Source organism: Nostoc sp., assembly GCF_036917235.1.
In the GTDB taxonomy this organism is placed as follows: domain Bacteria; phylum Cyanobacteriota; class Cyanobacteriia; order Cyanobacteriales; family Nostocaceae; genus Nostoc.
The window spans coordinates 213,334-225,904 of the sequence record NZ_JBALDU010000033.1; the positions used below are offsets into that span (position 1 = coordinate 213,334).

Consider the following 12,571-nt stretch of genomic DNA (forward strand, 5'->3'; position numbering starts at 1 on the left):
CTATCGTTTTTAGATTTTAAGTTGGTAAGCAATCCACAATCCACTGATGCTATATAGAAGATTTGGACGCACAGAATTACAGATGCCAGTGTTTTCCTGCGGTGGCATGAGATATCAGTTCAAATGGGAGGATGTTCCCAATCATGAAATTCCTGCTGATAACCAGGCAAATCTAGAAGCGACTATTAGAAGGGCAGTCGAAGTTGGGATTAATCATATTGAAACTGCCCGTGGTTATGGCACTTCTGAAATGCAATTGGGGAGAATATTGCCCAAGTTTCCCCGCGAAAAGTTGATTGTTCAGACCAAAATCAGTCCAAAGGCAGATGCGAAAGAATTTCGGGAGACATTTGAACAATCCTTAAAAAATCTCCAGCTAGATTATGTTGACCTTTTAGGGTTGCACGGCATTAATCATCCTGAGTCGTTAGATGACAGCATCCGTCCCGGGGGCTGTTTGGAAGTAGCGCAGCAGTTGCGGGCAGAGGGAAAAGTTAGATTTATTGGCTTTTCCACACACGGCTCGACAGATATGATTGTGCAGACAATTAATACCAATCAATTTGATTACGTGAACTTGCACTGGTACTACATTAATCAATGGAATTGGGCGGCAATCGAAGCAGCTAAACGCCATGATATGGGGGTGTTTATTATTAGCCCATCTAATAAAGGAGGTTTGTTGTATGAGCCTCCACAAAAATTAGTAAATCTTTGCGCCCCATTGAGTCCAATGGTGTTTAATGATTTGTTTTGTTTGAGTCATCAAGAGGTACATACCCTGAGTTTGGGAGCAGCAAAACCACAAGATTTTGATGAACATCTGAAGACTTTAGAATTAGTAGATCGACCATCAGAAATTTTGCCACCAATTTTAGCAAGGTTGGAAGAAGAAGCGATCGCTACTTTGGGAGAAGATTGGGTAAAATCCTGGGAAACAAATCTACCAACCTTTGACGAAACTCCTGGTGAGGTAAATATTCGGGTGATTTTGTGGCTGTGGAATTTAGCGATCGCCTACGATTTAGTAGAGTACGCTAAAATGCGCTACAACCTGCTTGGCAATGGCGGTCACTGGTTCCCTGGCAACAAAGCCGATCGGCTAGAGGAATTAGATTTAGGGAAATCTCTTACTCGCAATCCCTACGCCGATAAAATCCCCCAACTCCTGAAACAAGCTCATCAGATGTTGGCGGGTGAAGAGGTCAAACGTCTATCTCGCACTTAAAGGGATTGGGAAGAGACAAGGGAGTGACTTTTTGAATAATTCCTCCTTTGCCTCCTTTTGCTACTCAGATTTTTTCGTATCTGCTGATTTAACTGCCTTCGGTACGACTAGCACCTTATCAACGCGATTACCATCCATATCCATCACTTCAATTCGCATGCTTTGCCATTCAAAATGATCTGCTGCGGCAGGAATACGACCTAGATGGGTGATCACAAAACCGCCCAATGTTTGATAACTGCCGCGTTCCTCAGATTCCCACTCTTCCATCCCAAAAAGTTCCAAAAACTCCTCTACAGGCAACATCCCATCCAAAAGCCAGGAACCATCTTCGCGTTGTACAGCTTGTGGTTGATCCTGTCCATCTGTTGAAGGAACATCACCTACGATTTCACTCATGATGTCATTGAGAGTAACTAATCCTTGAATTACGCCGTATTCATCCACTACCAGCGCCATGTGAGTGATAGTTTGCTTGAACAATTCCAAAACTTTCAAGCCACGGGTGCTTTCTGGCACAAATACGGGCTGTCGCAATCCGATAGTCAAGTCTAGTGGTTCCCCTCGGAAACTCCTGGCTAATAAGTCGGTGACAGGGATAACACCCAACACATTGTCAAGTCCTCCCTGACAAACTGGATACCGAGAATAAGCACTATCAACCATTTTTTGGCGATTTTCTTCGGCAGAGTCGTCTAAGTCTAGCCAAACAATATCAGGACGGGGTGTCATTAAGTAGCTTACAGGGCGATCGCCTAAACGAAAGACTCGCTCTACCATATCCTGTTCAGCTTCCTCAAAGGTTCCCGCCTCTGTACCTTGCTCAATTAAGATTTTAATTTCTTCTTCGGTGACTTGCGGCTCGGTAGAAGCTGTAATTCCCAGCACTCGTAAGATCAAATCTGTAGAAGCACTTAAGAGATATACCATTGGCGAAGCGATCGCCGATAAGGCACGCATTGGAATAGCTACATTCGATGCAATTCTTTCTGGGTTGTTTAACGCCAGACGCTTTGGTACTAATTCGCCAACAATCAGTGAGAAATAGGTAATGAGCAAAACCACTATTCCAAAAGATATCGGTTCACTATAAGGTGCTAAAAAGGGTACAAGTCGCACATAGACTGCCAGTCGGTTGGCAATTGTTGCTCCTCCAAAAGCACCAGTTAGGATGCCGATTAGGGAAATACCCACTTGAACGGTTGACAGGAAATGATTTGGAGACTCCGCTAATTTCAATGCTGCCATCGCCTTGGCATCTCCTTGATTGGCAAGCTGCTGTAGCCTAACTTTCCGTGCCGAGACAATCGCCATCTCAGACATAGAAAACACGCCATTGGCAATGATTAGCACCAAAATGATTAAAATTTCAAAAGTGATGGAGGACATGTTTAAAATTGCCGCTTATCAGAGCAAACGTAGCTCAATCCCTAGTATCTAGTATTAAAGGTGCTTCGATAAATACTTTGACTATACACAAAGTAGTAGTTATAGTTCTTAAGTTTATTGGTCACTGTGGATTATTCTTCCACTGAAGGAATAAGAAAGCTGTTAACACTTTTAAAATAGTTGACATAAACTGCCTTAAGATTTGCTGACCCACAAAGACTCCCATCGCTAGTAGTACTTATGTCATTTTCTTCTATTGTGCGTGCCTTAGCGCGATCGCCGCTCACCACTGAATTTATTTCTAAGCTAAATCGACAACAAGAATTGCGGTTAAATGGCATACCCCGGCTGCCCAAAACTCTGGTGGCTTCGGCATTAGCGCAGTCTCAGGGCAAGGATTTGTTTGTGGTTTGCGCCACTCTGGAAGAAGCTGGACGCGTTTACGCACAACTGGAGGCAATGGGATGGCAAACAGTACATTTTTACCCTACCTCCGAGGCTTCTCCCTACGAACCTTTTGACCCGGAAACTGAAATGAGTTGGGGGCAAATGCAGGTATTGGCAGATTTACTCAAAAATCAAGAGTCATTAGTCATTAGTCAGTTGTCATTAGAAACAAACCAAGAACAAATGACAAAGGACATAGACGCTTCTGCGGCTTCCCGCAGGGTAGGACAAAGGACAAATTTAGCGATTGTGGCTACTCAAGGGGCGTTGCAACCTCATTTACCACCACCAGAAGCTTTTGGGCAATTCTGTCTTACCTTGAAAAAAGGAATGGAATTAGACCTGAATAGCTTCAGTGAGAAAATAACTATTTTGGGGTACGAAAGAGTTCCTTTGGTGGAAATGGAAGGGCAATGGAGTCGGCGGGGCGATATTGTTGATGTGTTCCCGGTTTCCTCTGAATTTCCAGTCAGGTTGGAATGGTTTGGCGATGAAATCGAGCAAATGCGGGAATTTGACCCAGCAACCCAGCGTTCCGCCCTCGACAAAGTTGACCAGTTAATTCTTACCCCCACTAGCTTTACTCCCATCGTGATGGCTGCACTGAAAAATAGTGCCCAGTTCCGAGTGCTGAGTGCTGAGTTAAATTCTGACTCAGCACCCAGCACTCAGCACTCATCGCTGATTGAAGGTAGTCGTCGCTTTTTGGGGTTAGCATTCGAGCAACCAGCATCTCTGCTAAACTACTTAGCAGAAAATACCTTGATTGCCATTGATGAACCAGAACAGTGTCATGCTCATAGCGATCGCTGGGTAGAAAATGCTGAGGAACAATGGGGAATGGCGCATGGGGAAGAATCTACTCCCCTAACATTGCCGAAAATTCACCGTTCGTTTGACGACTGTCTGGTTGATGTTGCCAAATTTAAAACATTATATTTATCGGAACTGTCAGAGGAAAATAGCGGGATCAATCTTGCCAGCCGTCCTGTTCCAGTCACGCCACACCAGTTTGCTAAACTAGCTGAAACCATCCGCCAAGAACGCGATCGCAATTTCTCAATCTGGCTACTTTCTGCTCAACCTTCGCGTTCTGTCTCGCTGTTGCAAGAACATGATTGTCCAGCCCAGTTTATCCCCAATCCCCGCGACTACCAAGCGATCGATAAGCTGCAAATCAACCATATTCCCATAGCCCTCAAATATTCTGGTCTTGCCGAACTAGAAGGTTTTATCCTGCCTACGTACCGATTGGTAATCGTTACAGATCGGGAATTTTTTGGGCAGCATTCCTTGGCGACTCCCGGCTATATCCGCAAGCGCCACAAAGCTACTTCTAAACAAGTCGATCCCAATAAGCTGCGTCCCGGCGATTATGTGGTTCATAGAAATCATGGTGTTGGCAAATTTGTCAAGCTGGAAAGTTTGACGATTAATAACGAAACCCGTGATTATTTGGTGGTGCAGTATGCTGACGGGTTACTTAGAGTCGCAGCCGATCAAGTAGGTGCTTTATCCCGGTTCCGCGCCGGAGGTGATAAAGCACCGGAACTCAACAGGATGACTGGTAAAGCTTGGGAAAATACCAAGAATAAAGTCCGCAAAGCGATCAAAAAATTGGCAGTGGACTTGTTGAAACTGTATGCAGCGCGATCGCAACAACAAGGTTTTAGCTTTCCGGGTGATATGCCTTGGCAGGAGGAATTAGAAGATTCTTTCCCCTACCAACCCACAACGGATCAGCTCAAAGCAGTACAAGATGTAAAACGCGACATGGAAAGCGATCGCCCAATGGATCGCTTAGTTTGTGGCGATGTCGGTTTTGGAAAGACGGAAGTGGCGATTCGTGCTGTTTTTAAAGCAGTCACCGCCGGTAAACAAGTGGCACTCCTTGCGCCAACGACAATTTTAACACAGCAGCATTACCATACACTCAAAGAACGTTTTGCTCCCTACCCGGTAAATGTAGGTTTACTCAACCGTTTTCGGTCTGCTGAAGAACGCCGCGAGATTCAAAAGCGATTGGCAACGGGTGAATTAGATGTAGTAGTTGGTACGCATCAACTTTTAGGTAAAGGTGTGACATTCCGCGATTTAGGACTTTTGGTAGTAGATGAGGAACAGCGATTTGGGGTAAACCAGAAAGAGAAAATTAAAAGCTTGAAAACTCAGGTTGATGTGCTTACCCTCTCAGCCACTCCCATTCCCCGAACTTTGTATATGTCCTTGTCGGGAATTCGGGAAATGAGTTTGATTACCACACCACCTCCAACCAGACGCCCGATTAAAACCCATCTATCACCGATTAATTCCGAAAGTATCCGCACTGCAATTCGCCAAGAATTAGACAGAGGTGGGCAGGTATTTTATGTAGTTCCACGAGTGGACGGAATTGAAGAGACAACAGCCAATCTACGAGAAGTGATACCGGGAGCTAGATTTGCGATCGCTCACGGTCAAATGGATGAAAGCGAGTTAGAATCAACCATGCTTACCTTCAGCAACGGTGATGCAGACATCCTCGTTTGTACAACAATTATTGAATCTGGCTTAGATATTCCGCGAGTCAACACAATTTTGATTGAAGATGCTCATCGTTTTGGATTGGCACAGTTGTATCAGTTACGCGGTCGTGTGGGACGTGCAGGGATACAAGCTCATGCTTGGTTATTTTATCCGAAGCAACGGGCATTATCTGATGCAGCCCGGCAACGTTTACGAGCGATTCAGGAATTTACTCAGTTAGGTTCTGGATATCAGCTAGCAATGCGCGATATGGAAATCAGAGGCGTGGGTAACTTACTAGGTGCAGAACAATCCGGTCAAATGGATGCCATCGGTTTTGATTTATACATGGAAATGCTAGAAGAAGCAATTCGAGAAATCCGAGGACAAGAAATTCCGAAAGTGGAGGATACCCAAATTGATCTCAACCTGACGGCGTTTATTCCGGCAGATTATATCACCGATTTGGATCAAAAGATGAGTGCATACCGGGCGGTGGCTACAGCTAAATCTAAATCAGAATTAAAACAGATTGCAGCCGAGTGGAGCGATCGCTATGGTACTTTACCAGTGTCTGCAAATCAACTTTTGCGAGTCATGGAACTCAAACAGCTAGCGAAAAAACTCGGATTTAGCCGGATTAAGCCAGAACAAAAGCAGCACGTCGTTTTAGAAACACCAATGGAGGAACCCGCTTGGAATTTGTTAGCGGCGAATTTACCAGACAATCTCAAAACCCGCTTTGTGTATTCTCCAGGTAAGGTAACGGTGCGCGGGTTAGGAGTTTTTAAAGCAGATCAACAATTGCAAAATTTGATTGATGCTTTCGGGAGAATGCAAGGTGCAATTCCAGAGGCGGCTATTGTTTGATTGGGAGAAAAAGATTAGTCATCAAGTGAAAACATATGTCAGACTTACTGAGAAGTAGTTTAGAGTAAAATAAGGTGTTCAAAGCATAGACAATCACGAGCAATTGAAAAGAGTGTAAACATGGAAACTACAACTAAAAGGCAAGCGTTAATCAAGGCTATTAATGAACAAATAGAACTGGCTTATGACGATACATTGCAAGAAATTTTATCAATGTTGAAAATCCGTAAACAGGAAGATGAGTTCGACGAAAGAGACTTTGAAGAGGGATTAAAAGATATCGCAGAAAATGGCACTTTAACTTGGTCAGAACATCAGCACAAAACTGCATGAGCTACCAAGTAGAAATTTCCAAAAGTGCATCTAAAGAACTCAAAAACTTACCCGTAGATATTCAAGAAAGGCTAGAGAGCAAAATTCAACAATTAGCTCTTGATCCACGCCCTGATGGTGTCGGCAAATTAAAAAATGGTGAAAATCGTTATCGCATCAGAGTAGGCGATTATCGGATCTTGTATCATATTTATGATGATATCCTAGTCGTAACTGTTGTTAGAGTAGGGCATCGTAGAGAAGTTTATAGAGATGATTGACACTTGAGCTAAATGTTACGTAAAATATCGTCAAGATGCTTGTTAGGTTGCAGGAACTCGGATTTCCCTGGACTCAATCATATTATGTTTTCCGAAAAGGATTATCGCCTGAAAGCATTGTTAATTATTTTGCGTTACTGACACTTGAACAAGTTTATGGGTATGGAGCGATCGCGTTTTATCTAGCTAGCCAATTGTGCTGATATTGATGCTTATCTAGAAGCCGAGTCAGCAGCATTTGATACTATACCTCAACCACTACAAGCCGCCGATCCTACTTTGTATAACAAGCTTATGGCAGCCAAGGCAGCAAGACAACAGGTAGAATCGTGAATATTATTAGCTACCAAGGCGATGCTGATTTGAATCAAGCGATCGTTAGGGGAGTTCTGCGACAAGAACGCTGGATTGACTTCCAAACAGCCTTGGCTGCTGGATTAAAAGGTGTAAAAGATTCTGAAGTATTAGCGATCGCAGAAACACCTGTTGTTTGAACCGTAGCAACTAAAATTGATTTGAATAGTTACAGTTAAAAGCAAACAGTTATGGTTATTAGCATATTCTCACAAACTAGCTCAACAAGTTTATGAAAATCAGAGCAATTATTCATCCAGCAGAAGAAGGCGGTTATTGGGCAGAGGTTCCCGCGCTTCCCGGTTGTATTACTGAAGGCGACACCATAGAAGAGGTGATGGCTAATTTAAAGGATGCTATTGAAAGTTGGCTTGAAGTTGCTAACAGTCGTAATTCAATTGAGTCAACAGATCGAGTTGTCGAAATTGCTGTATGAAATCGATTTCTGGCAAGCAACTTTGTAAGATTGTGGAACAAAAAGGTTGGATTTTGCAAAGAATTACTGGCAGTCATCATATCTATGAAAACCCCGAAGTAGAAAAAATCCTGTCAATTCCTGTTCACCACAATCAAAATTTAAAAGTTGGAACCTTGAAAGCCTTGATGAAAATAGCCCAGCTATCTGAGGAAGATTTACTTTAATTTCAACTTACTGCTCTGATTCATCTACTAACTTGCTTGGTTTACCGGGGTAGAAATCATAGTCCACAATCTTCTATCAAATTGTAATGTCTTTGCTTTTATTGTAGAACTGTCTCCAACTCTACTAGTTCTGCTATTGAGAGCGATCGCTAAACGACTAATGAAGTAGCTGCCGTTGCTCCCATCAGCCTCACTTATAAACTGAGAGTTGGTTCCACATTTACAGTAATTCTGTCATTGGAAGTAACAACCGAGATAGAGGTTATGGCAAGAATTTTTCAGTAGCGTAGAGGTACTAAAGTAACCGAGAGATTTCTCAATGGCATATCAAGGCGTAATTTTGGATGTAGATGGGACGCTTGTTATCAGCAATGATGCCCATGCTCAATCTTGGGTAGAAGCATTTGCTGCCTTTGGCTATGAGGTAAAGTTCGAGCAAGTCCGACCGCTGATTGGCATGGGAGGCGACCAGATTATTCCTAAGTTCGCACCAGGACTTTCCCATCGACTAGGAAAGGGTAAGGAAATTGCCGACAAACGCAAAGAACTGATCGTTAACAAGTTTGCAACAAATCTGGCTCCTGCCAATGGTACGCGGCAACTAATATTGAAGATGCTATCTGTTGGGTTGCGTCTAATCATCGCCACTTCAGCAAGCAGTGAAGAACTATCAGTATTGTTGAAAGCTGCACAAGTTGATGACCTCCTGAGTCAGGATGAGGCAGCAACATCTAGTGATGCTGAAGCTTCTAAACCAGACCCAGATATTGTCGAAGCTGCTTTGAGCAAGTTGAATATTCAAGCATCCTCTGTTGTAATGCTGGGGGATACTCCCTACGATATTGAGTCTGCAAATAAAGCTGGTGTTAGCGTTATTGCACTTCGTTGTGGTGGTTTTGATGATAGTCAATTAAAAGATGCGATCGCCATTTACGACGATCCATCTGACTTGTTAACACACTATGACAGTTCACCTCTAACAACTAAAACAATGGTCAGGACATAATCATTTAAAAAGTGGTCAAGTAAAAACTCATTTATACTTGACCTTAAATCAATCTGCGATAGATAATCTTTTAGCAATCTAATTGTCCTCCAAATAAGACTGCTCTGACCGATTAACTGAACTCTGAACCAACTTCCCAGTAGAAGTTGGTTTAGATTTACCATTATTTAATTATTAGAAAAGCCACAGAAATGAGCGTGCATACGAAAGCAAAAATAATTGCATGTTCAATTTTACTACTAATAATATTTATCGCAATTGCGATACTAAATATAAAAATAAATACTAATATCTTTAGAAGATTTTCTGACTGCCGATCAATTAGTGAATCGTCTATAAATGTTGCCATTGATTGTATTAATAACTGTTGAATTTGTATATTCATTTCCAGCTAAAAATTCCATTTTTTTAATTATTATATAATAATTACTTTAGGCTTGCTTTAAAGTCTTCTATCTTCAGGCATACTAGGAGGTAGAATTACGGAGTCTAGATTGAAATATCACCTTTGATATATTTATCCTGATTTGAGCAAATTTCACAAAATTTGATACTTAATATTTTACAGCTTTTCAAACAGCTAGACATTGATTAGACAGAACAGAAGCGAATGCAGATTACACTGCCAAGTGCAAAGGTTTCACGTTTTCAAGCGTGCCATTCGTTCGATTATATTGAACTTAATATTGCACTTCAACTTTGTAGAGGGCGGGGTTGGCTTCAACTGGTAATTGTTGCTCAAAAATTTCTTGTTGAGCTAAACGTTTAGAAAATGCTGCTTGCCAAGCTTCTTGAGTAGACCACTTTGCAATGTTAATAAATTGAAACCGGGAAGTGGGGTCAAGACTACGGTGTAGCTTAGTTTCAATAAACCCAGGCTCATTTTTCATGAGTTGGGCAGTTTGATGCCATTTACTAAGAAACTCATCTTCCAAACCTTGAGGAACAGCAAAGACATTGATCAGCACCACAGATGAATCCATAAAGGTTTTTCCTAGAATCTGTTCTGCTAGACAATAGCATTGCACAATAATTGAGTAATGTACCCATAGTCGGATTGTGATTGACGCAGGGTGCCGCTCAATACTACTCGGACAAGCGTTTTTCCTTCCCTGCTCGTCTTGCTCAAGAACAGCTTACCAGTTAGTCTCAACCGTTATATTGTGTCTTTGCTGAGTGCAATAGCATAATTAACAGCAAAGTAATCTTATAGCGTTTCCTAGTTTACTGAGGTACACTCAAATCTTGTTTACCAAGGTTAGTAGCTTTAAAAACGTACCTCACTAGGTCGGGAACCGCTATAGGAAATTTCCATAGATTTTATAAATATTCAAAAAATACTTCAGGGACTAATCGTAATTCACCAGATTTCAAGCGAGAGATATCTATCCATAACGCTCTATGTTTATGATGTGGTGATTCTGAAAAAACTAAACTTTCTAGTTGATAAAATTTGGAATCAGCAAAGTCACATTGATAAAGCTGAATAATTTCATGACCTTGCCTGCCATTAAATATAAACAGGTTCTCTATACAACCGAGATATTTAATATTCGTTAAGTCTGCTTGAATTTCCTCTTGAAACTCCCGTTTTAAGGCGGCGCAGCTAGTCTCGCCAAATTCAACACCACCGCCTAAAGCACGATAAAATGTTTCTTGTTTTACAGGATCGTAGCCTTCAGAAAGAAATATGCGATCGCCCTTGGCGTTGGCTTTGCCATCGCCATTCCGAATTAGTCCCAAGGCTATTACCCGAATTTCGCCTGCTTTATTCATTTTTATAACTAATTATCATAAATAGACTGAGGACGACTTTCGCTATCCTCAATAGGCCAATCTGGATTTTCGCCACCGATGTATAATTCTTCAATGGTGACATATTCCTGACTTAGCTGGCTGAGGGCGTTGATTAAAATATCTAATGCGATCGCATCACTGGTTCCTAAGTCAAACCAACAACGTCCCCACTGTCCCTCATATTCAAACTCACCGATGTTATGCATCAGTGCTAGTAGGCTTTTGTCATAGCCTTGTTCATCATAATTCATGTAGCTGATATCGAGTCCAGTGTCCTGCACCTGGAGATTCTCTGCATTAAATGCACCCAATTTACCTAAATAAAACCAGGAATTGAAAACTTCTTCTACATACTGCTTTTCACGCGCAGAAGGATTTGTGCTGAATTTCAGCCAAATCCACATATCAAAAGGATTAATTTCGCGGAACTGAATCTCCATTTTGGTCTAATATCTCAATTACTCTTCTGCAAATAAGCATATCAAAGTAGGGAGTGGGGAGTGGGGAATGAAGGTTAAGGATTCTTCAAGCTAACAGCATTTTTGCGTTCACGCTCAATTTGTTTGACTAAATCGCCTGGAAGTTGAGATTTTTTAGTCAATGCTTTGTCAAAATTAGCGATCGCTTCTTGGATTATCTGCTGGCTTTTTTCTTTTTGCCCCAGTTTTTTAAGGATTTGGGCTTTGAGATAATAAATTTCTGGATTATCTGATGTGGTTTTAATCGCCCGATTGACATACTCTAGTGCCTGTGGATACCTTTTTAAATCCCGGTAAGCAAGAGCAATACCCCGATCCACTAAATACCCAGGAGCAGCATTTTGTTCTAAACGTCGAATTGCCTGATCTGGGCTAGCAAAAGGCAAATTAACCGCCAATAATAAATCCATATAACCCTTGATTAAATTCAGTTCTGGATCGCTGGCAGAAATTGCTTCGGCTTTGTCTAAATATTCATAAACTTGTCGCAACCGACTAAAAGCTTGTGGGACACCATTGACTGTACCTTCACGGGTGATAAGTACTGCACCTTCTAAAAAATGACCAACAGCAGTGTATAAATTACCACGCAATGGATCGCTAGGAATCAGTTTTTGTCCTGTTTCTAGAGTTTTCTGACTGTATGTATCGAGTTTAGCCCAATCCTTATTTCCGTATGCTAAAGATGCCTGCATAGCATAAGCTAGAGGTTCATTTGGCTCTTTGGATAGTGCTTGTTCCAGATAACGCTCTGCTGCTGGATAGTTGCCTTGTTGGAAAATCGCTTTAAAAGCTGCTTCTGTTTGGTCGCCAATTTGATGAGGTTCGCGATCGCGAAATGGATCGCCAGCCAGCGAGGGATTTACCCAGATATTAAGTGCGATTGCCCAAGGGGCAACGCCAAAGGCGAACGCAACTGTAAAAGCAGTCTGAGCAAAGGCAGTGAGTTTAGCAGACACTACTAATCGAGGCGAAGAAAACCTTTTAGTCATTTTAACCCTCAGAATAATTGCGGTTGAAATAGTTGTATGTGTTACTTAGAATGCAAAAATGGTTAATTTCAACTTGCCTTTGCTTTAACCAAAATTTTCTTATATATTGGTAATCTTTCCATGTTTCCAGGCTTGCTCTAGCTATTATTTCAGGCTTAGTCTGCCACAATGGAGAAAAAGTGGATAATTCTTGCTGCTAAATTAAGGTGTCAATCCAGGTAATGCGCTATAAATTTTTCCAGAATTTTCCAGACACTCTCAGTGTAGCT

13 protein-coding genes are annotated in these 12,571 nt (G+C 41.9%); 8 read left to right on the forward strand and 5 right to left on the reverse strand.

Annotated features, from left to right (window positions below; translation table 11 throughout):
* Positions 1-46: 46 nt before the first annotated feature.
* Positions 47-1,228 (forward strand): aldo/keto reductase, encoded by a 1,182-nt coding sequence (locus V7K44_RS11285; RefSeq protein ID WP_334931401.1) that lies wholly within the window; start codon positions 47-49, stop codon positions 1,226-1,228.
* Between the two features lie 60 nt (positions 1,229-1,288).
* On the opposite strand, the gene V7K44_RS11290 is transcribed toward V7K44_RS11285, so the two are convergent.
* On the reverse strand, positions 1,289-2,617 hold the full coding sequence (locus tag V7K44_RS11290) for a hemolysin family protein (protein ID WP_334931403.1): 1,329 nt from the start codon (positions 2,615-2,617) through the stop codon (positions 1,289-1,291).
* Between the two features lie 240 nt (positions 2,618-2,857).
* Between V7K44_RS11290 and mfd the strand changes: the two genes are divergently transcribed.
* From mfd to V7K44_RS11325, 7 genes are all read left to right on the forward strand, one after another.
* The gene (gene mfd / locus V7K44_RS11295; protein WP_334931405.1) at positions 2,858-6,439 is read left to right on the forward strand and encodes a transcription-repair coupling factor; all 3,582 of its coding nucleotides are present in this window, start codon (positions 2,858-2,860) and stop codon (positions 6,437-6,439) included.
* Positions 6,440-6,559: 120 nt separating this feature from the next.
* Positions 6,560-6,772, forward strand: a complete 213-nt coding sequence (locus V7K44_RS11300) for a hypothetical protein (protein ID WP_334931407.1) — start codon at positions 6,560-6,562, stop codon at positions 6,770-6,772.
* On the forward strand, positions 6,769-7,032 hold the full coding sequence (locus tag V7K44_RS11305; protein WP_334931410.1) for a type II toxin-antitoxin system RelE family toxin: 264 nt from the start codon (positions 6,769-6,771) through the stop codon (positions 7,030-7,032). The genes V7K44_RS11300 and V7K44_RS11305 overlap by 4 nt, the downstream gene beginning before the upstream one ends.
* 329 nt (positions 7,033-7,361) lie before the next feature.
* The gene (locus V7K44_RS11310) at positions 7,362-7,526 is read left to right on the forward strand and encodes a hypothetical protein (RefSeq protein WP_334931412.1); all 165 of its coding nucleotides are present in this window, start codon (positions 7,362-7,364) and stop codon (positions 7,524-7,526) included.
* 92 nt (positions 7,527-7,618) lie between these two features.
* Positions 7,619-7,822: a type II toxin-antitoxin system HicB family antitoxin gene (locus tag V7K44_RS11315; RefSeq protein WP_334931414.1), complete on the forward strand. Its 204-nt coding sequence runs from the start codon at positions 7,619-7,621 to the stop codon at positions 7,820-7,822.
* Positions 7,819-8,028 carry a type II toxin-antitoxin system HicA family toxin gene (locus V7K44_RS11320; RefSeq protein ID WP_334931416.1) on the forward strand — a complete coding sequence of 70 codons (210 nt, stop codon included), beginning with the start codon at positions 7,819-7,821 and terminating at the stop codon, positions 8,026-8,028. Before V7K44_RS11315 ends, V7K44_RS11320 begins: the two co-directional genes overlap by 4 nt.
* A gap of 319 nt (positions 8,029-8,347) precedes the next feature.
* Positions 8,348-9,034 carry an HAD family hydrolase gene (locus tag V7K44_RS11325; protein ID WP_334931418.1) on the forward strand — a complete coding sequence of 229 codons (687 nt, stop codon included), beginning with the start codon at positions 8,348-8,350 and terminating at the stop codon, positions 9,032-9,034.
* A gap of 680 nt (positions 9,035-9,714) precedes the next feature.
* Here the strand turns inward: V7K44_RS11325 and V7K44_RS11330 are convergent.
* From V7K44_RS11330 to V7K44_RS11345, 4 genes are all read right to left on the reverse strand, one after another.
* On the reverse strand, positions 9,715-10,017 hold the full coding sequence (locus tag V7K44_RS11330) for an antibiotic biosynthesis monooxygenase family protein (protein ID WP_334931420.1): 303 nt from the start codon (positions 10,015-10,017) through the stop codon (positions 9,715-9,717).
* Between the two features lie 337 nt (positions 10,018-10,354).
* A complete protein-coding gene (locus V7K44_RS11335) occupies positions 10,355-10,810 on the reverse strand; it encodes an NUDIX hydrolase (RefSeq protein ID WP_334931422.1) in 456 nt (151 codons plus the stop codon).
* 8 nt (positions 10,811-10,818) lie between these two features.
* Positions 10,819-11,271 carry a DUF3531 family protein gene (locus V7K44_RS11340; protein WP_190897349.1) on the reverse strand — a complete coding sequence of 151 codons (453 nt, stop codon included), beginning with the start codon at positions 11,269-11,271 and terminating at the stop codon, positions 10,819-10,821.
* Between the two features lie 74 nt (positions 11,272-11,345).
* The gene (locus tag V7K44_RS11345; protein WP_334931424.1) at positions 11,346-12,302 is read right to left on the reverse strand and encodes a Sll0314/Alr1548 family TPR repeat-containing protein; all 957 of its coding nucleotides are present in this window, start codon (positions 12,300-12,302) and stop codon (positions 11,346-11,348) included.
* Positions 12,303-12,571 lie beyond the last annotated feature (269 nt).